This window comes from Streptomyces sp. NPDC026522 (genome assembly GCF_055567555.1).
The window spans coordinates 87,596-112,779 of the sequence record NZ_JBVHQF010000007.1 but is presented as its reverse complement, the minus strand read 5'-3'; the positions used below and the strand labels follow the sequence as shown (position 1 = coordinate 112,779).

Sequence of the window (25,184 nt, the reverse complement as noted above, 5' to 3'; positions counted from 1 at the left end):
CGCTTTCCCGGAGGGACACGGACCGGTCCCCGGCACACCGATGAGTTCGGGGCCGGGGACCGGTCTGTATGTGTGGGACGGCCCGGCCACGGGTCCCGTCCCGCCCACCCACTCTGGAGGCAGTCATGAGCAGCAGCGCCGGCTTCACCACCTGTCTGTGGTTCGACGGCAACGCGGAGGCCGCGGCGGACTACTACCTGTCCGTCTTCAAGGACGGCGAGCGGGGACGCACCGCCTACTACAACGAGGCGGGGCCCGGTCCGGCCGGTGAGGTGCTGATCGTCGAGTTCGAGATCAACGGGCAGAAGTTCGTCGGCCTCAACGGCGGCCCGCAGTTCCCCTTCACCGAGGCCATCTCCTTCCAGATCCACTGCGCCGACGAGGCGGAGGCGGACTACTACTACGACGAGCTGACGAAGGACGGCGGTGCGGAGTCGGCCTGCGGCTGGGTCAAGGACAAGTTCGGGGTGTCCTGGCAGGTGGTCCCGCCCGGCGCCATCGACCTGATCGCCGACCCGGATCCGGGCCGGGCCGCTCGCGCGACGTCCGCCATGATGACGATGAAGAAGCTGGACGTGGCGGAAATGCGCCGGGCCGCCGACGCCGAGGGCTGACCGGGGGGACCAGGGGCAGGCCGGTACCGGACCGCGGGCAGGCCGGTACCGGGCCGGGTGCCGGTACCCGGCCCGGCTCAGGCGCCGATCCGGGCCAGCAGCGCCGGCAGGGCCGTCCCGATCGGCTCGCGGATGACCTCGTAGGCGAGGGAGTCGTACGGGGTCTCCTCCGCGTTCACGATGATCAGCCGGGCCCCCGCCTCCGCGGCCATCCCGGCCAGCGAGGCGGCGGGCTGCACCTGGAGGGTCGACCCCACGGCGACGAACACCTGACACCCCTTGGCCACCGCCATGGCCCGCCCCAGCACCTCGGGGTCCAGCCGCTCGCCGAACATCACGGTCGCCGCCTTGAGGATCCCGCCGCAGCCGAGACACCCGGGATCCGGCTCCCCGGCCGCGACCCGGGCCAGCGCCTCGTCCATGTCCGACCGGGCGTGGCAGGCCGTGCACACCACCGACCGGGCCGTGCCGTGCAGTTCGAACACCTTGCGGGCGGGCATTCCGGCGAGCTGGTGCAGACCGTCCACGTTCTGGGTGAGCACCCGCACCGGGGTCCCGCCCCGCTCCAGCTCCGCCACGGCGTAGTGCGCGGCGTTGGGCCGCGCCCCGAGCGCGCTCAGCTCGGCCCGCATCAGCCAGGAGCGGCGTCTGACCTCCGGATCGGCCATGTAGTACGCGTACGTGACGAGCTTCTCGGCGCCGGGCTCGCGCCGCCACAGCCCCTGCGGCCCCCGGTAGTCCGGAATCCCGGAATCGGTGGACATCCCGGCCCCACTGAACACTGCGACGAGCGGTTTCCCCATGAGCCGACCCTACGCAGACCGCCCACCGGCCCGCGAGCGCGTTTTCCCGGGCGCGCCACCCGCGGGCACCGGCCGGAGCGCGGGAACCGGGCCACAGTGGTGAATCCCGCCCCCACTGGGGTGAGGTCCCCGTCGCGTCCCGCCAGGGCGGACCGCGCGGACGGCTACAAACCGGACATGAAGCTCACCCCGCACCTTCCCGGCGCCCTGCTGCTCGGCCTGAGCGCCCTCCTGCTCCCCGCCGCGGCGGCCCCGGCCCTGGCCGACGCGCCTCCGTTCGGCGACATCGTCGCCGCCCGCGCCCACCGGCACACGGCCGCCCAGATCAGCGGCTTCCTGATCGGTTTCTACGGACACCACGGCCCCTCCGCCCACGACCGCCGGCACCGGGTCTCCCAGCAGCTCAAGGAGAAGCAGAAGAACTATCCGGACAGTGACGTGCTGCTCTGCGCCCGGAGCAAGCCCAACCGGATCACGGTCGGCCCGGCCACCGTCGCCCAGAACGCCGGCGTCGGCTGGGCCACCGTCACCACCCATTGGGACGGCGGGGCCACGGACACCTTCACCGCCTACGTACGGCTCGACAGCAGGCCGATCCGGCTGGACGACGTGATCTGCGCCGGCTGACCGGCGAGCCGACGGCGGGCCGGTGCAGGCCGGAGAGGCCGTCCACGCCACCCTCCTGGCGTGGCGTCAGGCCGACCGGTGCGGGGCTGCGCGGACGCGGGGGCGTCTGGTAGAACACCGGGCATGACGGGCTTCGAGATCACCGGCGCGAGCGCCTGCGACATGGAAATGATCCGTTCCTGGGCCGAGGACGAAGGCTGGAACCCGGGCGTCGGCGACCGTTACGCCTTCGCCGTCGCCGACCCCGGCGGCTTCCTCGTCGGCCGGCTCGACGGGGAGCCCGTGGCCTGCATCTCGGCGATCCGCTACGGAACCGGCTTCGGGTTCATCGGCTTCTACATCGCCCGGCCCGCCGTGCGCGGCAGGGGCTACGGGATCCGGCTGTGGAACGCCGGGATGGCGCGGCTCGACGGGCGCCTGGTCGGCCTGGACGGGGTGGTCGAGCAGCAGGACAACTACGGCAGGTCCGGTTTCCGCCGGGCCTGGAACAACGCCCGCTACGAGGGTGTTCCAGGGGCCGGTGACGACCGTGGGGTGCGGGTGGTGGACGCCGGTTCCCTGCCCTTCGCGGAACTCGCCTCCTACGACCGCCTGGTCTTCCCGGAGGCCCGGGACTCCTTCCTCGCGGCATGGACCGGGCTGCCCGGGCGGACGGCCCTCGCCGCCGTCCGGGACGGACGGGTCGAGGGCCTCGGCGTGATCCGCCCGGGCAGCGCCGCCGCCAGGATCGGTCCGTTGTACGCCGCCACCCCCGAGGTCGCCGCCGCCCTGCTGCGCGGGCTCGCGCGGCACGCTCCCGGCGGGCAGGTCGCCGTGGACGTACCCGACGTGAACCCGGCGGCCGGGAAGCTGGCGGCCGGCCTGGGGCTGGTGCCCACCTTCGAGACCGCCCGCATGTACACGGGCCCGGCGCCCGCGCTCGACCTGTCCGGCCTGTACGGGGTCACGAGCCTCGAACTGGGGTGACGGGGGCCGGGCGGCGGTCGCACGGCGCCGCCCGGCGGGAGCCGGCGCGCCGTCCTACACGTGGAACAGGACGCCCTCGCTGCTGCGCAGCTCACAGGGGTTGGCGAAGACGTGGACGTAGTTCATCCTGCGGCCCTGCCACACTCCGTCGACCGTCACGGTCAACGGGTTCCACTCCCGGGTACACCGCACGTTCGCGCGGGGTGCGGTCAGCGCGTCCGGCGCGCCACCGGTCGCGCGCAGTTCGGCACACGCCGCCGCCGGGTCCGGGTGCGTGCCGGTCGGGCGCGGCGCGCACACCAGCGTCCCCGCGCGCATCACCGTCGCCTGGGCGGGATCCGCTCCGGCGGCGACGCTGACCACGAGCGCCGACGGGGCGTAGAGGGTTGCCGCTCCGGTCGGCGCCGCGTCGGCGGCTCCCGACCCGGCCAGCGCGGTGAGGGCGGTGAGCGCCATGGCTCCGGAAGCCAGTCCCAGACTCCTGCTGATGGACCGCATTTCGAACACTCCTCGGGGTTGTCGTGCCGGATAACGGACGCGAGTCTTGCCCATGCGGCGCCAGAACGCTCGTTCGGGCCGCGAATTCGCGTCACCGTTCGTGAGCGCATGAGTGCAGTCCGCAGCCGGTGGGAGGCTGTTGACCTGTACGGACGGGGCCCGCGGAAACGGCCGAAGACACCCGCCTCGCGGCGCCCGCGGCCGACCGGGCAGGGGGCCGGAGAGGGGCCCGCACCCCGCTGACCGGGGGCGCGGGCCCGAAGGGGGGTTCAGCGGGTGGCGGCGATCCGCGGCGCGTACAGGTCGAGGAGCCGGGTACGCGTCTGCTGGAGCCGCATCGCGAGCACCCGCCCGACCCAGTGCCCGATGGCGGAGCCGAAGGCGGGGTCGGCGTCCATCAGCAGCCGTACCGTGGGCGCGTCGAACTGGTCCGCCCGTACCAGGGTCATCGCCTCGGCGCCGAGCTGCCAGGTGAACGGGGGGAACAGCCAGGACCAGCCGACCAGTTCGCCCGGGCCGAGGCTCTCGATCGGCGCGGGGCGGTGGCCGGGGACGGGGAGCTCCAGCGTGACGGTGCCGGAGCGCACGATCCAGAAGGACTCGGCCCGGCTGCCCTCGTTGAAGATCCGGGCGCCCTCGCGGAAATTGACCTCACGGGCCAGTGCCATGAGCCGGGCGCGGTGCTCGGCGGACAGTACGGCGGCGAGCCGGATGGGGGAAGGTGTGCTCACGACGGCCTCCGATCACGACCCCCCAGGACTCCTGCTCACCTCAGTGTCGCCGACTCCGGCCCGCGGGGTGGTGCGACGCCGGCGGCCCCGGCCCGAGCGACGGCCCGGGGTAACCGTCCGGACACGGGTGGTGACGGGGCTGGGGCGTGTTTCGCGCGCTCGGCCCCCAGCTATCGCTGGGAGGTGCCCCCAGCGTTGTCGGGATCGCCCGCGTACGCCCGGTACGAGGGCGACCCTCCGCCTTGCGATCGCATGCACCGGACGCCGCGGGGCCCGCCCTCCGGACGGCCGGCGCTACTTTCCGAACACGCTCTAGTCCTCGCCGCTCGCCTCCAGGCAGGCCAGTTCCATCGCGTCCAGGACCGCCTCGTGGCTGCGCCCGCTCAGTTCGGCGACGTTCTCGATCTGCGCCGTGGCCCAGGCGGCGAGGGTCATCACCAGGACCCGGAGCCCGTCAGTGCCGTGTTCGGCGAGGACGGCGTCGGCCACGATCATGGCCTCCTCGGGTACCTGCTCCGGCGGCTCCATCCCGGCCAGACCCCGCAGCATGGCGAGGGTACGGCGGGAGATCTCCGGCGTCATCCGCGCCAGCCGCATGTCTTCTTCGTCGTCCATCCGCCCACCTCCGGTGCCGTGCGGAACGCACTCAGGGCACGGTAGAGCGGTGCGACCCCCCACGGGGCGGTTTTCCCAGTGCTCCCCCCACCCGAACGACCCCACGCCGACGCCCGGCCGGGCGTGCTCCCCCGCGGGGACGGGTCCCGCCGTACCGGCTGCGCCGGAAGCGGTTCGCCCGATGCCTTCCGTAGGGGGCGACCGGCCGGTAACTTGGCGCCGCGCCGCCCGGTCGGGCGGGGTTCCGCAGTCCGCAGGAGCGACATGAAGAGCCTGTTACGGGTGGTCCTGAGCGTGTTGGTGCTGACGGCGGCGGCCGGGGCCCTGCCCGCGACCGCCTCGACCCCGGCGACCGCTGCACCCGCCTCGGGCCCCGCGTCCGCCGCACCCGCCGCGGCGACGACGGACGCCTGGAAGCCGCCCCTGTCCACCAGCGGCCGGTACATCGTCGACGCCGACGGCAACCGCTTCCGGCTGCGCTCCGGCAACTGGGACGGCGCCCAGGGCTCCTGGACCGGCTCCGGCGACCGCTCCGACCCCGCCAACCACCACGCCGGCCAGGACTCCCACGGCATTCCGCTCGGCCTGGACCGGGTCCCCCTGCCCACCCTGCTCGCCGACTTCCGCTCCCTCGGCCTCAACAGCGTCCGGCTGCCCTTCTCCAACGAGATGCTGCACTCCACCGGCCCGGTCCCGGACGCGGCCGTCGCCGCCAACCCGGCCCTGCGCGGCCGCACCCCGCTCCAGGTGTACGACGCCGTCGTCGCCGCGCTCACCGACGCGGGCTTCGCGGTCATCCTCAACAACCACACCGGCACCACCCGCTGGTGCTGCGGCATCGACGGCAACGAACGCTGGAACAGCGGCCGGTCCACCGCCCAGTGGGCCGACGACTGGGTCTTCCTCGCCCGCCGCTACCGCGACAACCCGCGCGTCGTCGGCGCGGACCTCTACAACGAGGTCCGCCGCGACGTCCTCGACGACCCCAACTGGGGCCTCGGCGACACCCACGACTGGTACGCGGCCGCCCAGGAGGCCGCCGACCGCATCCTCACCGAGGCCAACCCGAACCTGCTCATCGTCATCGAGGGCATCAACTGGACCGGCATCCCGGTCGACGGCTTCCCGCACGGCCGCCCGGCCCTCACGCCCGTCCGTACCCTCTCCCACACCCTCGTCGTCTCCCACAAGCTCGTCTACTCGGCCCACTTCTACGGGTACACCGGCCCGCACCACAGCGGAGCCACCGGCCTCGGCGAGACCAGCGACCTCCGCTACCAGGACATGAGCCCCGCCCAGCTCGAACAGACCCTCTACGACCAGGCCTTCTTCGTATCCGCCGAAACCGGCAACCACTTCACCGCCCCCGTCTGGATCAGCGAGTTCGGCATCGGCGCCGACGAGGGCGGGGCCGCTCCGCGCGCCTGGTTCACGCACTTCGCCTCCTACCTCGCCAGCTCCGACGCGGACTTCGCGTACTGGCCGCTCGTCGGCTGGAGCACCACCGCCCAGGGCGCCCCCGGCGGCGACAGCTGGGCGCTGCTGCGCTACGACCCCACCGGCCGCCGCACCGGGGTCCTCGACCAGGCCGACTGGCGGACCCCCGCCTGGTCCGGGCTCCTCGCCGCCACCGGGCGCACCGGGCCGGTCCCCGCCGCCCCGGCCTGGTACCAACTGAACACCGACCACCAGGACCACAACGCCTCCCTGCTCACCCGCGCCACCGGCGACTGGGACAGCGGGGCCCGCAAGGCGGTCTGCCCCGACGGCGCCCTGCTGGCCGGCCTGAGCCACACCGGCGGCCGGGGCCTGTGCGCCGGCTCCGGCCTGCGCGCCCCGACCGGCGGCCACACGGTGGTCCGCGACGAGACGTACGTGCCGCCGGGCGGTGACTGGGCCTCCGGGTACACCAAGCTCCAGTGCCCGGCGGGCCGGTTCCTGATCGGGTACAGCCTGCGGGGCGAGCAGGTCTCGGCGGCCCTGTGCGCGCCGGCCCGTACCGCCCTCCCGGCGGCAGCGGGCCGTACGGTCTGGTTCGACCGGGGCGACAACCGGCCCCCGGGCGCCGGCGGAGGCGACTTCGCGTACGGCGGCTACAAGGGCCAGTGCCTGTCGACCGAGTACGCGGCCGGCATCGCCTTCACCACCCGGGTGGGGGCCCGCCCCTCCGCGGCGGCCCTGCTCTGCCGCCCGCTGCCCGCCTCCTGAACGCGCACCGCCCGCCCCGGGCCCGGTTCGGCATGCGATGGGTCAAGTGCCTTACCGGGGCGGGCGATCCGCCCTAGGGTGCGCCCGTACGCACGACCGCCCGGCCCGCTTCCCGGGCCGGGCGGCCGTACGGCCGTGCCCCGCGCGGCCCAAGCGCGGGGACGCACACCGAACTGGGGGGTTCATGCGTAGATCCAGAGGATTTGCCACCGTTCTCGCACTCTCCCTGGCGGGCACCGGCGCCCTCCTCGGCCTCGGCCCCGTCCCACCGGCGGCGGCCGTCACCCCGCCCGTGGCCTTCACCGCCGACGCGCTGCCCACCTGGCAGCCCAACGGCATCGTCTGGGCCCTCGCCGAGACCGGCGGCACGGTCTTCGTCGGCGGCACCTTCTCGGCCGTACGCCCCCCGGCGGGCGGCGCCGGCAGCGAGCGGCCGGCGGTGAACTTCGCGGCGTTCGACGCCGCGACCGGCGCCCCGACCTCCTGCTCCCTGGACTTCACCCTCGGCGGGGGCACCGCCACCGTCCGCGCGCTCACCCTCTCGCCCGACAAGAAGACCCTCTACGCGGGCGGTTACTTCGGAGCCGTCAACGGCACGCCCGTCTCCAGCATCGTCGCCATCGACGTGGCGAGCTGCACCGTGAAGACCTCCTTCCGGCCGGCCTTCGCCGCCACCGTGCGGGCCCTCGCCGTCACCGACGACACCGTCTACGCGGGCGGCGACTTCCTGACCGTCTCCGGCCAGCCGCGCAGGCGCTTCGCGGCCGTCGGCGCGGCCGACGGCGCCCTCAAGCCCTTCACCGCCGACGCCGACGAGCCGGGCCGGGCCGTGGAAGTCACCCCGGACGGCGCCGACGTCGTACTGGGCGGTGACTTCTTCACGGTCAACGGTACGAACACGCACGCCCTGGCCGTCGTCGACGCCACGAGCGGCGCTCTCACCAAGGCCTACCCCGGCTTCATCGAGACCAACTCCGTGGTCAAGGACATCGCCACCGACGCGACCGGCTTCTACACCGGCAACGAGGGAACGGGCGGCGGCGTCTTCGACGGCCGCATCGCGCTGAACCTCAGCGACTTCAACCAGCGCTGGCGCGACACCTGCCTCGGTGCCACCCAGGCCGTGCTGCCCTACCAAGGCGTGCTGTACAGCGCCTCGCACGCGCACGACTGCTCCAGCGTCGGCGAGTACCCCGACGGCCGGCGCCACCACCTGCTGGCCCAGCCGACCACCTCCGTCGGCAAACTGGGCTGGGCGCCCGACACCAACGACGGCACCGGCGAGGGCATCGGCCCGCGGGTGATGACGGTGGGCTCCGAGGCCGGGGTCCAGTACCTGTGGGTCGGCGGGGAGTTCACCACCGTCAACGGGACCGCGCAGCAGAGCCTGACCCGCTTCGCCTCGACGGGCGACACCGGCGCGCCCACCGTCCCCGTCGCGAGCGCCGTCAGCTTCAGGCCCGGCGAAGTCCAGGTGCGCTGGCGCACCAGCCTCGACCTGGACGACAGCGCGCTGACCTACCGGATCTACCGCAACGGCTCGCCGGCCCCGATCGGCACGGTCACCGCGGACTCGCTGTTCTTCCGGCGACCGCAGGCCTCCTGGACCGACACCACCGCCCTCGCCGGGCAGTCCTACGGCTACCGGGTGACGGCGACCGACGCGGCCGGCAACACCAGCGCGCCGTCCGCGACCGCATCCGTCACCGTCCCGGTCTCGGTCGACGCGTACCCGAACGCGGTCCGTACCGACGGCGCGCAGCAGTACTGGCGCTTCGACGAGTCGGCCGCGCCGTTCGTCGCCGACTCGTCGGCCGCGGGCAACCGCAGCGGCGTCCACCTGAACGGACCGGCCCTGCGCCAGTCGCCCGGCGCGGTCACCGGCGCGAGTACGGCGATCGGCTTCAACGGCACCAACACCCAGGTCTACGGGGACCAGCGGCAGACGGTGGGCAGCAGCTACTCCATCGAGACCTGGTTCAGGACGAACACCACCCGGGGCGGCAAGCTCGTCGGTTTCGGCAACAACCAGGACCGCAGCAGCAGTCAGTACGACAAGCACATCTACATGACCAATGACGGCCGGCTGGTCTACGGCGTCTACACCGGGGCGACCCGCACCATCACCACCGGGGGCACCGACCGGTACAACGACGACAAGTGGCACCACGTCGTCGCCACCCAGGGCTCCGGCGGGATGACCCTGTACGTGGACGGTGCCCAGAAGGGCACCCTCGACGTCACCACGCACGAGAACTTCGCCGGCTACTGGCACGCGGGCGGCGACAACCTGAACGCCTGGCCCGACCGCCCGACGAGCGACTACTGGGCGGGCCTGCTCGACGAGACGGCCGTCTACCCCGGCGTACTGAGCGCGGCGCAGGTCCGGAACCACTACGCCCTCGCCTCCGCACCCGCCGACTCGGTCGTCCAGCTGACGGCCGCCGAGGACACGTACGCGAACGCCGGCGCCCCGGACGGCAATTTCGGCACCTCGGGCTCCCTCGCCGTCCGCGGTACCCCGCTCTATGCGAGCTACCTGCGCTTCGACCTGCCCGCCGCGCCCGCGGGCACGGTGCTCAAGTCGGCGACGCTCAGCGTGAAGACCAGCACCATGACCGGCGCGGGCACGACGGACACCGTCTCGGTGGTCCCGGTCACCGGCGCGTGGACCGAAGGGGGGACGACGTACGACAACCGCCCCGGACTGGGCGCGCCTGCGCTCGGCAGCTTCCCGGGCATCCCGGACGGCTCGGCCGTCCACACCACCGGACTGGACCCGGCCACCGTCGCGTCCGCCCTCGGCGGCAGCTACGGGCTGGCGCTGACCGGTACCGGCACGGACGCCCTGTGGCTCTGGTCCTTGGAAGCGGCCGCCAACGAAGGCACCCCGAGGCTGACGCTGACGTTCGGCGCCCCGTGATCCACGCCTGAGCCCGAGGCGGTACGGGCCGTTCCCGGCCCGTGCCGCCTCGGCCGCCGCAGCCCCCCGGGCCCGACGGACCTGGGCGGGCGCGGTCAACCGCCGACGGGTGGTTCGACCTCCAGGAAGCGGCGTCGGCGGGGGCCGCGGTACAGCAGGCAGTCCCAGCCGTGCCGCTCCAGCACCCGGCCGCACTCCGCCAGCCGCTCCTGCTCCTCCTCCGCCGCACTGCCGCCCGGCGGGCCGACCCACGCCACGTGCACCCGCCCCGGCTCCGGCGCGGCCGCCACCCGGTAGCCGTTGTGCGTGCGCCGCCCGTCCGGGGCCACCGCCGACGGCGCGATGCCCGCGGCCTCCAGTACGAGGGCCACCGCGCGCGGCATCCGGCGCAGCTCCCAGGGGGCGGGAACCTCCGTCCCGCGCGGGCCGTTCACCAGACGCCGGATCTGCATCAGCCCTTCGTACGCCGTCCGCACCTCGGCCGCCCGTCCGGGGCCGGCCGGCGGCGCGGGGCCGTCCCCGGTCGCCGCCTCGAAGCCCTGCCCGTCCGGTCCGTCCGCCACGCACACCACCCGCCCCGTCTGAGTACCTCAGGTGCAACGGCCTGAGTATCCGCGCCGATTCCCCGCCCGGCCCGCGCTGATCCAATGGCGCCATGACGTACGAAGCCGCGCGCGGCACGCACCGCCCGCGCATGCAGCAGGTGACCACCGCCGGGTCGGCGCTGGCGGTGGCGTTGGTACCGCTGGTGGCCGGGATACTGATCGCCAAGGGGCTGGCCGCCGATGCGCACGCCCCGGTCAACGCCCTGATCACCGGCGGCGGTCAGCGCGCGGGGCTGCCCCGCGCGGAGTGGCGCCGGCGCGGCCACACCGCCCTGCGCCGGCTGCGGACCGCCCGCGAGGACACCACCCGCTCGGCCCGGCGCTGCGCCGCGGCCTGCGGGCGCCGCGCGAAGCGGGTACCGGCGGCGGTCAGCGGCCCGGGGCTCCCGGAGCACGGTCGAACCCGGTGGGTTCGCAGGGGAGTCCTGGCCGGTCAGCGGGTGTACTGACGCACGCAGAGGTCGACGACGGAGGGCGGGACGACGCCCTGCGCCGCCGCGCACAGCTCCTCACCGCGCGGCGGGCGCGCCGCGTGCCGGGGAGCGACGGGTTTCGCGGCGTGTTCGCCGCCCCGGCGGGCGGGACGGGGGCGGGGCCGCCGGGGCGGCTCCCCGGCCGGGTCCGGGCCGGGGTCGGGGGCCGGATGAGGTGGGCCGGCGTCGGGCAGCGGGCTCAGCGGCAACGACGGCGGTAACGACGGCGGCAGCGCGGGGGGCGGCGGCACGGCGGGCGGCGTGTCCGCCGCTCCGACCGGCGGCGGGGAACCCGGGACGGCGCCCGCGGCGTGTCCCCCCGGTCCGGCCGACACGCAGCCGGCGCTCGCCAGGAGCGCGAGGAGGGAAAGGGGCAGGGCGGCCCGGCGGAACTGCATTCCTCCACCATGCCGTACCGTCGGCGGCCGAGCCGCACCCCTCACGCGTCCGGGTGACGCCGGTTCAGGCCGGACCCCCCGCCCGGAAGGAACGGGCGGATCGGACACCGGGCTTGACCTGGGCCGTCCCGGGAGGCAAGAGTGCGCCCCGGTCCAGAACCACGGCGCGACCCGCACTCCGAAAGACGCAATCCATGCTGCTGCCCGCCCGCACGGCCCTTCCCCGTGCCACCTGCCCCGAGCGGGCCCATGCCTGACGACGACCTGCTGGTACGCCCCTACGTCGCCGCCCCGGGGCGGCCGCACCCCGCGACGGACGCTCCGACCTGGCCCGCGGACGCGACGCCACCGGACCGGGCGCCGGAACCGGTTCGCGGCGCCGCGCCGTCGGGTGCGCCCGGCCGACGCCGGCGCGGCAGGACGCGGACGCCGGCCGTCCTCGCCCTGCTCGCGCTCGCGTGCGCCGGGGTGCTGGTGTTCCTGCTGAGCGGTCCCGACCCGCAACGCCGGCGGGCCGCGGCGCCGCCCGGCCTGACCGTGCCGGCGCTCCCGGCGCGCAGCCCCGACGCCGAGCCGGCCGCCCCGTCCGCCGCCCCGGTCCGGCCGAAGGCCTCCGCCTCGGCGCCGGGCCCGACGGCCACGCCCCCGGCGCCCGCGGCGAGCCCGAGCGCCCGGCCCGCGAGCCCGTCCGGCGCCGCCCCGCCGCCCCCGGCCGGGGACTCCGGCACCCTGCGCCAGGGGGACAAGGGGCCCGAGGTGCGCGTACTGCAGCAGCGGCTGTACGACCAGGGGTTCACGTACGTCGCCGTCACCGGCGTCTACGACGGACGCACCCGGCGCGGCGTCGCGCAGCTCCAGAGCGACCGCGGCATCAAGGGCGACCCGCCCGGCGTCTACGGTCCGGCCACGCGGGCCGCGTTCGGCTGAGCCGCGCCGGTCCCGCGCCTCCCGCTCAGCGGCCGCCCGACACCCGCAGCACGGCCCCCGTCGTGTACGAGGAGTCCGGCGACAGCAGCCAGGCGATGGCGCCCGCCACCTCCTTCGGCAGGCCCGGCCGGCCGAGCGGGATCGTCCCGGCGGCCCGGGCGGGCCGGCCGGGGTCGCCCATCGCGGCGTGCATGTCGGTCTCGATGATGCCGGGCGCCACGGCGTTGACCCGGATCCCGTCCGGGCCGAGCTCCTTGGCCAGGCCCACGGTCAGCGCGTCGGTGGCCGCCTTGGTCGCCGCGTAGTGGACGTACTCCCCGGGGCTGCCGAGGGTGGCCGCCGTGGAGGAGACGTTGACGATCGCGCCGCCGCCGGAGCCCGCCATGTCCTGGGCGGCCCGGCGGCAGCAGAGCAGGTACCCCAGCAGGTTCACCTCCATCACGCGGCGCAGGTCCTCGGTCCGGGCGTCGGCGAGCCGCCCCAGCGGGCCGGTGACCCCGGCGTTGTTGACCAGCCCGGTGACCGCGCCGAGTTCGGCCCCCGCGATGTCGAAGAGCCGCTCCACCCCGCACTCCGTGGACGTGTCGCCGCGTACGGTCACGCACCGCGAACCGGTCGCCCGGACCAGGGCGGCGGTGGCCTGGGCGGCCGCGTCGTCGCTGACGTAGCCGAGCGCCACGTCGTGCCCCTCGGCGGCGAGCCTGACGCAGGTCGCCGCGCCTATGCCCCGGCTCCCTCCGGTGACGACGGTGACCGGACGACGTGACATGCGTGCCTCCCAAGTGCCGGGGAGGCAGGTTAGCAAGCACCGGTGACCGCCCTCGCACCGGCGGCGCGGCTTGCCCGGGCGGGCCCGGCCGTCCGTGATGGGATTGGCGCCGGCAGGCGATCGCACCAGCTCACGAAAGAGGCCGGGTACATGTCCGAGGAAACGATGCGGGCCATGACGTACGAGACGTACGGCGGTACGGAGGTGCTCGCCGAAACCAGGCTCCCCGTCCCCAAGGTCGCACCCGGCGAGGTGCTCGTCCGGGTCAAGTACGCGGCGGTGAACCCCGTCGACTGGAAGATCATGGCGGGCGCACTCGACGGGCTGATGGAGGTCGTGTACCCGGTGGTCCCGGGCTGGGACGTGGCCGGCACCGTCGAGCGGGTCGGCATCGACGTCCCCGAGTTCGCGGTCGGCGACGAGGTCATCGCGTACGCCCGCAAGGACTACGTGCACGGCGGCACCTTCGCCGAGTTCGTGAGCGCGCCCGTACGGACGCTGGCGGCGAAGCCCGCCTCGCTCGACTGGAAGCAGGCGGCCGGGCTCCCGCTGGCCGGTCTCACCGCCTACCAGCTGCTCACCCGCCTCGGCACCGGCAAGGAGGACATCGTCCTGGTGCACGGCGCGTCGGGCGGCGTCGGCTCCCTCGGCGTGCAGATCGCCCGCGCGCTCGGCGCCCGCGTCATCGGTACCGCCTCCCCGCGCAACCACGACCGGCTGCGCGAACTGGGCTGCGAGCCCGTCGCGTACGGGGACGGTCTGGCCGGCCGTGTCCGCGAACTCGCCCCCGAAGGGGTGACCGTCGTCGCGGACTTCGTCGGCGGCGTGCTGGACGTGACGCAGGCGGTCCTCGCGGACGGCGGACGGCACGCGTCGATCGCCGACCACACGGTGCTCGGCGCGGGCGGTCAGTGGATGTGGGTCAGGCCCGTCGCGAGCGACCTCGCCGAACTGGGCCGGCTCGCCGACAGCGGGCTGCTGACGGTGCCGGTCGCCGAGACGTTCCCGTTGGCCGAGCTGGCGGCCGCCTTCGAGCTGAGCAAGGCCGGCCACACCGCCGGGAAGATCGTCATCGAGCTCTGAGCACCGCCCGGCGCCACGGGGTTCAGCCGAGCGAGGGCACCGCCCCGCACTCCGCCCAGGTGACCTCGACGCCCGGCAGCCCCCGCGACCACGGGGCGGCGAGGGCGCCGAGCCGGTTCGCGTCCGGCGCCGCGGTCCCGAGGCCGATCGCGTACCGGGCCAGGGTGTCGCCCCGCTCGAACGGGCGCGGCCAGGCGTGGGCGTCGGGCAGGCCGGCGTCCGCGAGGGCGCCGAGCAGGGCGCGCAGCCGGCCCCGCATCCGCCCCAGGTTCTCCTCGAACTCCCCGGTTCCGGCGCCTCGTACGGTGACCACCGCCCAGGCCGCGTGCCGCCGGTGCGGCGGAGCGGGAGCGGCGGGGGAGCGGCGCTCCGGCTCGGCCTCCAGGCACTCCCAGGCCGCGTACAGCTCCCGTACCAGCAGGTCCCGCATCCCGGCGGCCACCTGGGCCGTGCAACTGCGCACCGGGTGGGAAGGCGTGAGTACGGTGACCGGCACGCCGGACCCGGGGGCCGCGGGGTGCGCGTCCGTGCCGGTCGGCGCGCCCAGGGCGACCGGCACGCGCCAGTCCCATGCCGCCCAGGTGGCGAAGAACTCCCGTACCAGCGCCGCAGGGGCCAGGTCCGCGGCCTCCGCGACGGTGCGCGCCGCCAGGACCGCCCAGGCCAGCCCGGGCAGGCCGCCGAACGGCGCGGAGTCCAGCCCCCGGGCCCGGGCCCAGGCCTTCACCTCGCGCGCCAGCACCGCGAACGCGTCGGACCGCGCGGCCACGGAGCCCCGTACCGCGTCGGCGTCACTCACCGCGCTGAGCGCCACCGCGGCCGCCTCGCCCGCCCCGGCCCGCCGGGACACCGCTTGTGCCGGCGTCGCGCGGCCCGTGCCGACGGCCACCAGGTCCACGTCAAGTCCGCCCACCCGGAACCGCAGCCCCGGCACCCGCGCTCCCGTGACCAGCCGCAGCCGCCGGGCTTCCGGCAGCGCCGCCGCGATCCGCTCCCGCAGCCGCTCGGCGCTCACCTCGCCCGGCAGGGCCGCCACCAGGTCCAGGTCCGCCCCGGGCAGGGCGCAGCCCATGCGCCGTGAACCGGCCAGGTGCACCACCCCGTCGGCGAGCGCCGCCGCGACCCGTTCGGCGACCGGCCCGGCGGGGTCCGTTTCCCGGGGCGACGCGGCCTCCTCCGGGAGCCACCGCACCGCCCCCGTGCCCAGTTCCACGGCCGCCCGGACGCGCATCGGTTCGTCCCCGCGCCGCGACAGCACCGCGAGCGATCCGACCCGGGCCGCCGAGCCCCCGTCCGGGAGCCGGGCCTCGAACTCCCGGACCGCCCGCAGCGGATCGCGGCTGCGCCCCAGCGTCAGGTGCGGGGTGAACCCCCGCGCGTCGCCCCGCCCGCCACAGCCGGGGAACCGTTCGGCCAGCGCTCGGCGCAGCTCCTGCCACGCCGCGTCGCCGTCGGCCGCCGGGTCCAGCCACAAGGTGGCGTCCTCGCGGTGCCCGAAGCTGTGCACCCCGGCCAGCCGGACGGTGAACGGCGCTGTCCGCGCGGCCACTTCGGCGAGCAGCGGCAGTGCCTCCTCGAAGGAGGACTCGGGCACGAAGCCGAACAGCAGGTTCACGTGCGCCGGCCAGCGGTCGGCCCCCGGGTCGTGCTCCCGCCGCAGCGCCTCCACCGCCGGGTCGGGCGGCGGCAGCCAGGCCACCGCCGTCCGGGCGGTCGCCGGTACGCCGAGGGAGCCGCCCGAGCCGTCCGCCCCGAACTCGACCGTCGCCTCGACCCCGTAGTGGTCGGAGACGAACAGCCCCTCGGCGCTGGGCGCGTCGCCGCGCAGTGCGGCCTCCCGCACCCGCGCGTCGGCCGACCGCAGCAGGATCCGGTCCAGCCGGGCCGGCCGCCCCGTCAGGGAGCCGACCGCGGCCAGCGGATTGACCACCGGGTCGAAGGTCGGGGTGTCGTCCGCCGGCCCGTGCACGTCGCTCCACGCGTCCCGCAGCCCCAGCGCGGCGGCCGGTCCCGCGGCCCCGGACCGGCCGTCGTTGAAGTCGCCGACCAGCGCAAGCGCGGCTTCGACGCCGCCCAGCCCCTCGGCCAGCCGCGCGAGTTCTGCCGCCCGCCGGTCCGCCCCGCGCTCGGTGTGGTCGCTGGTCAGGTGCGTCGCGGCCACCACCAGCGGGCCGCCCGCCGTGTCGACGGTGACGGCGGTGACCGCCTTGTGCGGGGCCAGCACGTGCAGGCCCGCCTCCCGGACCGGCAGTCGGCTCAGCAGCACCAGCCCGCTGTCGGCCACATCGGCGCAGTCCGGGTCGGTGCCCAGGGTGTAGCCGGACCGCACCCACGGCTGCGCCAGCAGCAGGGCGAGCAGGGCGGGTTCGACCTCTTGGAGCGCGATCACGTCCGCGTCGGCCGCCGCCAGGTCGGCCAGCAGCAGCGGCCTGCGCCGGCCGGTCGCGATGCGCGGGGCGTCGTAGCGGTCCCACAGCGTGTTCCAGGTCAGCAGCCGCACCCGCGCCGGACCCGCCGTCGTACCGGCCTCCGGCGGATCCACCGGCCGCCAGCCGCCGCCGTCCGCCGCGTCCCAGGCGTACGGGGTCCGGGCGGTGAAGAACGGCGCGCGCAGCAGCCGGGGGCCGCGCACCCGTCCGGCCCGGGTCACATCGATCCGGTCCACCCCGGTGGCCCGGTCCCACAACAGCTCGCCGTCCGCCTCGACGAACAGCACCCGGTGCCAGGGGATGTCGCCGCCGGGCACGAACGACGGCAGCGGTACCCGCTTGGGGGCGGCCCCGCGCTGGAGCAGGCCGAGCGTGAACCGCGCCGGGTCGAAGCGGGCGTCCCAGCGGACCTGGTGGTAGAGCTCCTCGCTGGTACGCATCAGCCGTCCTCGCCCGTGTCCGCCCGGGGAGCTTCCGCATCCGCCGGGAGTGCTTCCGGGGCGCCGATCGACCCGGCCGTGTCCCCCACCGTCCCGTCGGCGCCGACGTACCGCGTCAGGTGCGCCTCGCCCGGGTACGGCGGGGAGAACCGGCGCAGCTGCGCGGCCAGCACCGGTTCCGGTACGGGATGGGCCCGCGCCGCGTTGCGCCGCGCCAGTTCGGCCTCCTCGACCCACACCACGGCGTGCGTGACCAGCGCGTCGCGGCGGCGGGCGACGGCCCCGGCCAGGCCCCGCTGCTGCGCGGTGAGGCAGGTGGCGTCCCACACCACCGTCCCGCCGGTGCGCGCGGCGGCGGCCAGCGCGGCGTCCAGCCGCTCCAGGCCCTCCCGCAGGACGTCGGCATTGGCCCGCTGGTCGGAGCGGGAACCCCGCGCGGTGCGCAGGTCGTCGAGACTGACGTACGCCTCCACCCCGGCCGGCCGGCCGGCGTAGCTGCTCTTGCCGCTGCCCGAGGGCCCGCACAACTGCACGAGGTGCGGGAAGGCCCCGTCGCGCCAGCGCCAGGTCGCCGCGACCGCTTCCTCGGCGGTGTGCACCCTGCCCTGCCCGAATGCCTCCCGCGCCTGGGCCCAGCAGCGGTCGGCGGCGCGCCGCCCGAGCCCGCCGAGCGCCTCCCGCAGCCCGCTGCGCAACGGCCCCAGCGGGTCCGGCCCGAGCAGCCCGGCGTCCTCCGCGTACAGGGCCGACCACTCCACGCACTCCCGCCCCGCCGCGTCCCCGGGCTCGCCCAGCGCCCCGGCCAGCGCGTGCAGTACGCCCAGGTCCGCGGCCCCGGCCAGGCGGACCAGCCCGGCCCGCCGCTCCGCGTCCGGGAACGGCCTGCGCAGCGCCGGGTACAGCCCGACCAGGTCCGCCACCCGCCGGGCCGACGGCATCCCCAGCGGCCCCGCCGCCAGCCGCGCGCCCAGCCGGGCCCGCGGTACGCCGTGCAGCGCGGCGGCGAGCACTCCGGTCAGCCGGCCCTCCCCGGTCCGCCCCAGCCCGTCCAGCCGGGCCGCCACCTCGGCGACGGCCGCCGCGTCCCCGGGAGCGGACGCGGGGTCCATGCCGAGTGCGCCGAGCAGGGCCGCCGGGTCCGGCTCGGACCCGGAGCGGACCGCCCACAACGGGGCGGCCGGCCCCAGCCCGTTGGGCACCACGGGCGCGTACATCCAGTGCGTGTCGGTCCGCACGTGCCCGCCGCGCACCCACTTGGCCACGCACCGCCCGAAGTCGGCGCGCGCGAAGCCGTCAACGGTCCGTACGACGTAGCCCTCCTGGCGGGCCGTGTCGATCCGCAGCCCGCGCAGCGCGCGCTCGTCGTAGCCGCCGCGCCACAGCACGCGCGGGGTGGGGACGCCCAGCCGCCGCAGGAAGCGCACGGTCCGGTCCCAGCCCAGGCAGTGGTCGCCGTCCCACACCGAGAACCCGTAGAACCAGCTGTCCAGGTCCTCGTACGGCAGGGAGTGCCGGGCGTACAGGTTCTCCCCGCACACCCGCAGGCCCGCCGGTATCCCGGGGCCGATGCGGCCCTGGAGGCCCTTCACCCAGTCCCGGGAGGGGTGGTGCCCCGAGTCCAGGGAGCGGGCGTGCAGGCCGTCCCGGTAGAGGGTGGTGTTCTCCCCGTCGAGCTTCTCGGTGACGACGACCTCCCGCCCGGCCAGCGCGCCCGGCCCCGACACCCGTACGTCGTCCGGGGTGGCCCCGGGCGACCAGGGCAGGTGCGCCGTACGGGGGTAATGCGTACGCATGATCCGCTCCTGCCCGCGACGATGTCCTCCACCGTCACTCTAGGTAGGCGGCGCGCGCGGATCCACCCGATATCCGGGCCCCGGTATCCGGGGCCGGCCGGGTGCCCTGGCCGGCCTACGGCCGGCGGCCCGCCCAGGCCACCAGCCGGTCGATGGCGGGAGCGTCGTCGGCCACCGCGACGGCCTCCGCGAAGGGCACCCGGCCACCCCGGTCGCCGGCGGGCAGGGACCGGCGTACGACCTCCAGCACCCGCTCCACCAGGGCCGGGTCGAACTCGGGCCGCTGCCCGGTCGCCCGCGCCAAGTCCCAGGCGTGCACGGTGAGTTCGTTGGTGTAGATCAGCGCGCCCACCGCCCCCGGCTTCGGCCCGACCGGCAGCCGCAGCTCCCGGGTCAGGATCCCCTCGTCCGCCCACACGGCCTCCGCCTCCGCCGCGGCCGGCGCCCAGGCCGCCGCCCAGGCGCCGTCGGGCAGTTCGTCGGCGAAGGACGGCACGCTGAACGGGTCCTCGCCGCGCCCGATCACCGAGATCCGGCGCACGACGGCGACGAGGTGGCTCGACAGCCTGCGGACGTCGAACTCCTCGCAGGGGGTGGGGGAGTCGTACTGGTCCGGGCGGACGGCGGCGAGGGTGCGCCCGGCGAGCGCGATGGCCGCCGAGAGGTCGTGGCGGGGGTCGAAGGTGTGGGCGGTGGTCGGCTGCGGGGCCGCGAGCTGCGCGGTGTTCTCGTTCATGCCTTCATCCTTGCCGCTAAAGTGGCCATCTTCTGGCCGGTTTTCCCGGCCGTTTCCGATCATCGGGTCCCGGGGAAGTGAGCGGTGGGTACGGGCGTGAGCGCGCATGAGGGCTGACCGGCTGGTGGCGACGCTGCTGTTCCTCCAGGAGCGCGGCCGCGTCACGGTGCCCGAAGTCGCCGCCGAACTGGAGGTGTCCGAGCGCACCGCACGCCGGGACCTGGAGGCGCTGGCCGCGTCCGGGATCCCGGTCTACTCCCAGCGCGGCCGGGGCGGCGGCTGGTCCCTGGTCGGCGGGGCGCGCACCAACCTCACCGGCCTGACCGCCGCCGAGATCCGGGCGCTGTTCCTGCTGACCGGGCCGCTCGCCGCGACGCCGGAACTGCGCACCACCCTGCGCAAGCTGGTACGGGCCCTGCCCCCGGCGCTGCGCCCGGACGCCGAGGCCGCCGCGCGCGCCGGAATCACCGATGCCACGGACTGGTCCCGCAACGCCGCCACGGCGGAGGCCGGCCACCGCTCGCTGCTCCAGAGCGCCGTGGTGGAGGGGGAGCGGGTCAGGCTCGGCTACGAAGGGGTCGGCAAACCGCCGGGGGTACGGGTGGTCGACCCCCTCGGGCTCGTCGCCAAAGCGGGGGCCGACTACCTCGTCGCGGGCACCGAGGCGGGCCTGCGGACGTTCCGGCTCAGCCGCGTCACCTCGGTGGAGCCCACCGGCGAACCGGTGGTACGGCCCCCCGGCTTCGACCTCGCCTCGGTGTGGCGGGAGCGGGCGGAGGTGATCGAAGGCGGCATGTTCGCGGTCACGGCCCGGGTCCGCGTCGCCCCCGGGGCACTGGCCCGCCTCGAACGGCTGCTCCGCGGCCGGGTCACGGTCGGCGGGCCGCTGGACGACGGCTGGACCGAGGTCCGCGTCGACGGACCGGCCCACCGCGCACTGGCCGCCCAGCTCTCGGGCTTCGGCGCCATGGTCGAGGTGCTGGAACCCCCGGAACTGCGCGTGGCACTGGCCCGGATCGGAGCCGAACTGACGGCGCTGTACGCGTCCGACGCCCCCTCCTGACCGCCGCCCGCCTCAGTTGGGCGGCGTGACCAGCCCCATCTCGTAGGCGGTGATGACGAGCTGGACGCGGTCCCGGGCGGCCAGTTTGGTGAGCAGGCGCGACACGTGCGACTTGGCGGTGGCCACCGTGATGAACAGGTCCTGCGCGATCTCGGTGTTCGACCGGCCGCGCCCGATCAGGGTCAGGACCTCCCGCTCCCGCTCGGTGATGCCCTCGGCCGGCCGCGGTGAGCGCTCCGGGGCCGCCGCAGGGCGCCCGGCGAACTCCGCGATCAGCCGGCGCGTCACGCCCGGGGCGATCAGTGCGTCGCCGGCCGCCACCACGCGGACCGCGGTGAGGATGTCGTCCAGCGCCATGTCCTTGACCAGGAAGCCGCTCGCTCCCGCCCGTAGCGCGCCGTAGACGTGGTCGTCCTCGTCGAAGGTGGTCAGGACGAGGACGCGGGTCGCCGCCCCGCCCGAGGTGATCAGACGAGTGGCCTCGATCCCGTCCATGCCCGGCATCCGGACGTCCATCACCACGACGTCGGGGCCGAGGTCCCGGACCAGCCGGACCGCATCGGTGCCGGTGCCGGCCTCACCGACCACCTCCAGGTCGGGCTGGTCGGCCATGATCACGCGCAGGCCGGACCGCACCAGCGGCTGGTCGTCGGCGAGCACCACCCGGACGGTCATCGGGCCTCCACCGGCACTCCGACGGGTGCGGGCAGCGGCAGCCGCGCCGCCACCCGGAAGCCGCCCTCGGGCCGCGGCCCGGCGCTGAGGTGCCCGTTCAGCAGGCCGACCCGCTCCCGCATGCCGACCAGGCCGAAGCCGTGGGCCGGGCCCTTCGCGCTCGCGCCGCGCCCCTCGTCGACGACCTCCACGGTCAGTTCCGCACTCCCGTAGCCGATCGCCACCCGGCAGTGACCGGTGCCCGCGTGACGTACCACGTTGGTCAGCGCCTCCTGCACGATCCGGTAGGCGGACAGGTCGACGTCCGCCGGTACCGGACGCCGCTCCCCGCTGCGGCGTACGTCGACGCGCACCCCCGCGTCCGAAGTCGCCGCCGCCAGCCGGTCGATGTCCGCCAGACCCGGTGTGGGAGCCAGCGGCGCCGGCCCCGCCGCCGGGCCCGGATCGGCCTGACGCAGCGCCACCAGCGTGCGCCGAAGACCCGAAAGGGTCTCCCGGCTGGTCGCCTCGATGGCCCGCAGGGCCTCGCCGGCCTGCGCGGGCTGGGTCCGGATGACCCGGCTGCCCATCCCGGCCTGGATGGCGATGATGCCGATGCTGTGCGCGACCATGTCGTGCAGTTCCCGGGCTATCCGCAGCCGTTCGGCGGTCACCGCCTCGGTCACCTCCTGCGAACGCAGCGCCACCGCGTGCCGGCGGCGCTCGCCGAGCAGCAGCCCGGCCGTGCAGGACGCGGCCATCGCCAGGAAGGCGATCACGGCGTTGACGATCAGGTTGTCCCCGTGGGCGAAGCCGCCGACGACGAGGAACTGCACGGCGAACGTGACCGCGACGGCGCCGGTCGCGGCCCGCCGGGTACAGGTGGCGACGATGCAGCCGAGGACGAGGTCCACCGCCAGGTACGCCAGGAACTCGGCCTGGTAGCCCGCCGCGAGGGTCAGGTGGGCGGGCTTCGGAGTGTCCACGACCGCGACGGTGGAGCCGAGCAGCGCCAGGGCCAGGGCCGCCGCCGGGGTCCGTCGCAGCAGACCGACGAGCAGGGTCACGGCCAGCACCGCCCCGACGGCGTGGACCGTCCCCGAGGCCCGGTGCGCACCCCCTACCAGCAGACCCGTCGTCAGGACGTAGAGGACGCCCCCCGCCCAGGCCGTGGCCTTCGTTCTCGTCATCTGCGGTGGGCCCTTCCGGGGGTGAGGTCGCCGTACGGAACGCGGGCCGGCGGCAAGGCGGTGATCAACATCGTGTCCATGCGGCGAGACTAACCAGCCACCGCCCGCGCGGCATCGGCCCGGGGACGTACGCCCGTGGGCGAACCCGGGGGCGCGATTGCCGTCCCCGGCCCCATGACCGGGCGGGGGCCGCCCGGCAGCCTTGTCCCCGTGATCGAAGTCAACGAACTCACCAAGCGCTACGGCGGCAGGACCGTCGTCGACCGGCTGTCCTTCTCCGTACGGCCCGGCCGGGTGACCGGATTCCTCGGCCCCAACGGAGCCGGCAAGTCCACCACACTGCGGATGATCCTCGGCCTGGACGCGCCCACCACCGGAGCCGCCACCGTCAGCGGTGTCCCCTTCCACCGCCACCCGCGCGGACTGCGGCACGTCGGCGCCCTCCTCGATGCCGGGCACGTCCACGGCGGACGCAGCGCCGCCGCCCACCTGTCCGCGCTCGCCCGCAGCAACGGGATCCCGCGGCGGCGGGTGGACGAGGTGCTCCAGGAGGTGGGGCTGGCCGAGGCGGCGAACCGCCGGATCGGCGGGTTCTCCCTCGGCATGAAACAGCGGCTCGGGGTCGCCGCCGCCCTGCTCGGCGATCCTCCGGTGCTCATGTTCGACGAGCCGGTCAACGGCATGGACCCGGAGGGCGTGCGCTGGATGCGCCGGCTCTTCCGGCGCCTGGCCGCCGAGGGGCGTACGGTCTTCCTCTCCAGCCACCTGATGTCGGAGATGGCGGACACCGCCGATGAGCTCGTCGTCATCGGCCGGGGCCGGCTCATCGCCGCCGAGCCGCTACGGGACTTCGCCGCCCGCAGCACCGGGAGCAGCAGCGTCGTGGTCGCCACCCCGCAGGGCGCCGAGCTGGCGGCCGTGCTGATCGCGGCGGGCGCCTCGGTCGCGCCGGAGGGCTCGGCGGGCGCCGCGAAGCTCGCGGTGACCGGGCTCCCGGCCGACCGGATCGGAGCCCTCGCCTTCGAGCACCGGATCCGGCTGGACGAGCTGACCGTCCGTACCGCCGCACTGGAGACGGCCTTCATGGAACTCACCGCCGACAGCGTCGAATACCAGGCAGGAGAGCCCCGATGAGCACACTCGCCGCCGTCCCCGTCCCCGTCCCCGTCCCCGTCCCCGTCCCCGTCCCGGGGCCGTCCGCCCGGTTCCGCGACCTGTGCGCCGCCGAATGGATCAAGACACGGTCCCTGCGCTCCACCCCGTGGGCGATCGGACTCACCGCCCTGTTCGTCGTCGGGTCAGCCGCCGTGGCGTCGCTGGCGGACCGGGCCGCGGGCTCCGGCCCGGCCGACTTCCTGCCCTACGACGCCTATCCGCCGGCCGGTTACTGGACGCTGATACTCGTCGCCGGGAGCGTCGGCGCCCTCACCGTGGTGAGTGAGTACAGCAGCGGTCTGGTCCGTGCCACTACCGTGGCCGTCCCCGCCCGGGGCTCGGTGGTGCTGGCCAAAGCGGCGGTCACCGCCGCGCTGTGGACCGTGGTCGGCACGGCCGTCTCCACCGGTTCCTTCCTGGTCTCCCAGGCCGTCCTGGACGGGCACCACGCCGGCGTTCCGATCACCCACCCCGGGGTGTTCCGGGCGCTGGTGGCCTCCGCGTTGCTGGCTCCGGTCTCCGCCTCGGTCGGTCTGGGTCTCGGCGTGCTGATCCGGCACGCCGCCGGGACCATGGTGACCGGCGTCTTCATCCTGCTGATGCTGCCGACCATGTTCTCGGAGAGCAACCGCTGGTCGGCGGACATCAAACACACCCTGGTGGCGGCCGCCTGGAACCGTCTGGTCCAGCCCTGGGAACCGGGCGCCGGCTCCCTGGCCTACACCGCTACGGTCCCCGGCTCCTGGCTCGTGTACGTCCTCTGGCCGCTCGTCGCGGTCGCCCTCGCGGTGTTCGTCGTGCGGCGCCGCGACGTGTGAACGGCCCCGCCGGGGAACCGGATGTGCCGCCCGGGCGTCCGAGCGCCATGACCCGGGCGTCACACCGCCGTCATGTCCTGGCAGCCGTGCTCTTCGGCCAACTCGCCCTGGCCGCCTGCGGCAGGGCGCCGCAGGGGGCGGCCCCCGCCCGGCCGCCCTCCTCGGTCCGGCCCGTCACCGGGGCCGTGCGCCTCGGGCAGGACGGACGGACCGTCACCACGGTGGGGGCCGCGGGCGGATGCCGGACGGGCCGGTTGACGGGCGTGGAAACGGACACCGCGATCGCCCTCGCCCTGACGACGGCCACGCGGCAGGAACCCGGTGAAGTCTGCCGGGCCGTTGTCCGGCTGCAACCGGTGAGCCTCGTGCTCCGCTCGCCCCTGGGCAGTCGGAGGGTGATCGATGCGGCCACGGGACGGACGCTCGCGGTCGGTTCCTGACCTGACCTGCACTAGCCACAGCTCGGAAGCGGAACGCGTTCGCGCCGGGCGCCGACGGGCAGCACGCCGTCGGCGTTTCGTCATACCGGCGCTGCCCCCGGCGGCCGGTCACGTGGTCGGACGGGCGGTTTTCACGCCGCCTGTCCGCCTCAGGGAAGCTAGCAAGATCGACATAATTAGCCAATAAGGAGGTATCGGAGCGGCAAAACGGCGGAGCGCCTTCCGC

Annotated in this window: 24 protein-coding genes; 12 read left to right on the top strand and 12 right to left on the bottom strand. The window is 75.4% G+C overall.

Annotation, left to right across the window (positions count from 1 at the left end; genetic code table 11):
• Nucleotides 1-125 precede the first annotated feature (125 nt).
• Entirely contained in the window at nucleotides 126-614 is a 489-nt protein-coding gene (locus tag ACZ4M3_RS19530) for a VOC family protein (RefSeq protein ID WP_467734222.1), read from the top strand.
• 77 nt (nucleotides 615-691) lie between these two features.
• Here ACZ4M3_RS19530 and ACZ4M3_RS19525 read toward each other — a convergent pair whose 3' ends face one another.
• Entirely contained in the window at nucleotides 692-1,417 is a 726-nt protein-coding gene (locus tag ACZ4M3_RS19525) for an SIR2 family NAD-dependent protein deacylase (RefSeq protein ID WP_467734220.1), read from the bottom strand.
• 177 nt (nucleotides 1,418-1,594) lie between these two features.
• On the opposite strand from ACZ4M3_RS19525, the gene ACZ4M3_RS19520 reads away from it, so the two are divergent.
• Nucleotides 1,595-2,044 carry a hypothetical protein gene (locus tag ACZ4M3_RS19520; protein ID WP_467734218.1) on the top strand — a complete coding sequence of 150 codons (450 nt, stop codon included), beginning with the start codon at nucleotides 1,595-1,597 and terminating at the stop codon, nucleotides 2,042-2,044.
• A gap of 123 nt (nucleotides 2,045-2,167) precedes the next feature.
• Complete coding sequence (locus tag ACZ4M3_RS19515; RefSeq protein WP_467734216.1) at nucleotides 2,168-3,010, top strand: GNAT family N-acetyltransferase; 843 nt, start codon at nucleotides 2,168-2,170, stop codon at nucleotides 3,008-3,010.
• A 54-nt stretch (nucleotides 3,011-3,064) separates the two neighbouring features.
• Here the strand turns inward: ACZ4M3_RS19515 and ACZ4M3_RS19510 are convergent, their stop codons facing one another.
• The 3 genes from ACZ4M3_RS19510 to ACZ4M3_RS19500 all read right to left on the bottom strand — a co-directional run bounded on the left by ACZ4M3_RS19510 (nucleotide 3,065) and on the right by ACZ4M3_RS19500 (nucleotide 4,854).
• A complete protein-coding gene (locus tag ACZ4M3_RS19510; protein ID WP_467734215.1) occupies nucleotides 3,065-3,508 on the bottom strand; it encodes a subtilase-type protease inhibitor in 444 nt (147 codons plus the stop codon).
• 269 nt (nucleotides 3,509-3,777) lie between these two features.
• The gene (locus ACZ4M3_RS19505; RefSeq protein ID WP_467734213.1) at nucleotides 3,778-4,239 is read right to left on the bottom strand and encodes a Crp/Fnr family transcriptional regulator; all 462 of its coding nucleotides are present in this window, start codon (nucleotides 4,237-4,239) and stop codon (nucleotides 3,778-3,780) included.
• Nucleotides 4,240-4,551: 312 nt separating this feature from the next.
• The gene (locus ACZ4M3_RS19500) at nucleotides 4,552-4,854 is read right to left on the bottom strand and encodes a hypothetical protein (RefSeq protein WP_467734211.1); all 303 of its coding nucleotides are present in this window, start codon (nucleotides 4,852-4,854) and stop codon (nucleotides 4,552-4,554) included.
• Between the two features lie 264 nt (nucleotides 4,855-5,118).
• Here ACZ4M3_RS19500 and ACZ4M3_RS19495 point away from each other — a divergent pair, with 264 nt between their 5' ends.
• Together ACZ4M3_RS19495 and ACZ4M3_RS19490 are read left to right on the top strand one after the other, a co-directional pair.
• The gene (locus ACZ4M3_RS19495; protein ID WP_467734209.1) at nucleotides 5,119-7,062 is read left to right on the top strand and encodes a glycoside hydrolase family 5 protein; all 1,944 of its coding nucleotides are present in this window, start codon (nucleotides 5,119-5,121) and stop codon (nucleotides 7,060-7,062) included.
• A gap of 184 nt (nucleotides 7,063-7,246) precedes the next feature.
• Nucleotides 7,247-9,985: a DNRLRE domain-containing protein gene (locus ACZ4M3_RS19490; RefSeq protein WP_467734208.1), complete on the top strand. Its 2,739-nt coding sequence runs from the start codon at nucleotides 7,247-7,249 to the stop codon at nucleotides 9,983-9,985.
• 95 nt (nucleotides 9,986-10,080) lie between these two features.
• Here ACZ4M3_RS19490 and ACZ4M3_RS19485 read toward each other — a convergent pair whose 3' ends face one another.
• Nucleotides 10,081-10,548, bottom strand: a complete 468-nt coding sequence (locus ACZ4M3_RS19485) for a hypothetical protein (RefSeq protein WP_467734206.1) — start codon at nucleotides 10,546-10,548, stop codon at nucleotides 10,081-10,083.
• A 92-nt stretch (nucleotides 10,549-10,640) separates the two neighbouring features.
• Between ACZ4M3_RS19485 and ACZ4M3_RS19480 the strand changes: the two genes are divergently transcribed.
• Nucleotides 10,641-11,039, top strand: coding sequence for a hypothetical protein (locus ACZ4M3_RS19480; RefSeq protein WP_467734204.1), 399 nt, complete (start codon nucleotides 10,641-10,643; stop codon nucleotides 11,037-11,039).
• Here the strand turns inward: ACZ4M3_RS19480 and ACZ4M3_RS19475 are convergent.
• Nucleotides 11,024-11,461 (bottom strand): hypothetical protein, encoded by a 438-nt coding sequence (locus ACZ4M3_RS19475; RefSeq protein WP_467734202.1) that lies wholly within the window; start codon nucleotides 11,459-11,461, stop codon nucleotides 11,024-11,026. The genes ACZ4M3_RS19480 and ACZ4M3_RS19475 overlap by 16 nt on opposite strands.
• A 249-nt stretch (nucleotides 11,462-11,710) precedes the next feature.
• On the opposite strand from ACZ4M3_RS19475, the gene ACZ4M3_RS19470 reads away from it, so the two are divergent.
• Entirely contained in the window at nucleotides 11,711-12,388 is a 678-nt protein-coding gene (locus ACZ4M3_RS19470) for a peptidoglycan-binding domain-containing protein (RefSeq protein WP_467734200.1), read from the top strand.
• 25 nt (nucleotides 12,389-12,413) lie between these two features.
• On the opposite strand, the gene ACZ4M3_RS19465 is transcribed toward ACZ4M3_RS19470, so the two are convergent.
• Nucleotides 12,414-13,157, bottom strand: a complete 744-nt coding sequence (locus ACZ4M3_RS19465) for an SDR family oxidoreductase (protein ID WP_467734198.1) — start codon at nucleotides 13,155-13,157, stop codon at nucleotides 12,414-12,416.
• A gap of 165 nt (nucleotides 13,158-13,322) precedes the next feature.
• Between ACZ4M3_RS19465 and ACZ4M3_RS19460 the strand changes: the two genes are divergently transcribed.
• Nucleotides 13,323-14,240, top strand: coding sequence for an NADP-dependent oxidoreductase (locus ACZ4M3_RS19460; RefSeq protein ID WP_467734744.1), 918 nt, complete (start codon nucleotides 13,323-13,325; stop codon nucleotides 14,238-14,240).
• A gap of 22 nt (nucleotides 14,241-14,262) precedes the next feature.
• On the opposite strand, the gene ACZ4M3_RS19455 is transcribed toward ACZ4M3_RS19460, so the two are convergent.
• The 3 genes from ACZ4M3_RS19455 to ACZ4M3_RS19445 all read right to left on the bottom strand — a co-directional run bounded on the left by ACZ4M3_RS19455 (nucleotide 14,263) and on the right by ACZ4M3_RS19445 (nucleotide 19,638).
• A complete protein-coding gene (locus tag ACZ4M3_RS19455) occupies nucleotides 14,263-17,109 on the bottom strand; it encodes a poly(A) polymerase (RefSeq protein WP_467734196.1) in 2,847 nt (948 codons plus the stop codon).
• On the bottom strand, nucleotides 17,109-18,902 hold the full coding sequence (locus tag ACZ4M3_RS19450) for an RNA ligase family protein (RefSeq protein ID WP_467734194.1): 1,794 nt from the start codon (nucleotides 18,900-18,902) through the stop codon (nucleotides 17,109-17,111). Before ACZ4M3_RS19450 ends, ACZ4M3_RS19455 begins: the two co-directional genes overlap by 1 nt.
• Nucleotides 18,903-19,017: 115 nt before the next feature.
• Nucleotides 19,018-19,638 carry a TIGR03086 family metal-binding protein gene (locus ACZ4M3_RS19445; RefSeq protein ID WP_467734192.1) on the bottom strand — a complete coding sequence of 207 codons (621 nt, stop codon included), beginning with the start codon at nucleotides 19,636-19,638 and terminating at the stop codon, nucleotides 19,018-19,020.
• A gap of 106 nt (nucleotides 19,639-19,744) precedes the next feature.
• On the opposite strand from ACZ4M3_RS19445, the gene ACZ4M3_RS19440 reads away from it, so the two are divergent.
• Nucleotides 19,745-20,701, top strand: coding sequence for a helix-turn-helix transcriptional regulator (locus ACZ4M3_RS19440; protein WP_467734190.1), 957 nt, complete (start codon nucleotides 19,745-19,747; stop codon nucleotides 20,699-20,701).
• Between the two features lie 12 nt (nucleotides 20,702-20,713).
• On the opposite strand, the gene ACZ4M3_RS19435 is transcribed toward ACZ4M3_RS19440, so the two are convergent.
• Both ACZ4M3_RS19435 and ACZ4M3_RS19430 read right to left on the bottom strand, forming a co-directional pair.
• Nucleotides 20,714-21,376, bottom strand: a complete 663-nt coding sequence (locus ACZ4M3_RS19435) for a response regulator (protein WP_467734188.1) — start codon at nucleotides 21,374-21,376, stop codon at nucleotides 20,714-20,716.
• Entirely contained in the window at nucleotides 21,373-22,545 is a 1,173-nt protein-coding gene (locus tag ACZ4M3_RS19430; protein WP_467734186.1) for a sensor histidine kinase, read from the bottom strand. The genes ACZ4M3_RS19435 and ACZ4M3_RS19430 overlap by 4 nt, the downstream gene beginning before the upstream one ends.
• A 210-nt stretch (nucleotides 22,546-22,755) precedes the next feature.
• Between ACZ4M3_RS19430 and ACZ4M3_RS19425 the strand changes: the two genes are divergently transcribed.
• The 3 genes from ACZ4M3_RS19425 (at nucleotide 22,756) to ACZ4M3_RS19415 (ending at nucleotide 24,958) form a co-directional block, all read left to right on the top strand.
• Entirely contained in the window at nucleotides 22,756-23,679 is a 924-nt protein-coding gene (locus ACZ4M3_RS19425) for an ATP-binding cassette domain-containing protein (RefSeq protein WP_467734184.1), read from the top strand.
• Nucleotides 23,676-24,518 (top strand): ABC transporter permease, encoded by an 843-nt coding sequence (locus ACZ4M3_RS19420; RefSeq protein ID WP_467734182.1) that lies wholly within the window; start codon nucleotides 23,676-23,678, stop codon nucleotides 24,516-24,518. The genes ACZ4M3_RS19425 and ACZ4M3_RS19420 overlap by 4 nt, the downstream gene beginning before the upstream one ends.
• An 86-nt stretch (nucleotides 24,519-24,604) precedes the next feature.
• A complete protein-coding gene (locus ACZ4M3_RS19415; protein WP_467734180.1) occupies nucleotides 24,605-24,958 on the top strand; it encodes a hypothetical protein in 354 nt (117 codons plus the stop codon).
• The last annotated feature ends 226 nt before the right edge of the window (nucleotides 24,959-25,184 follow it).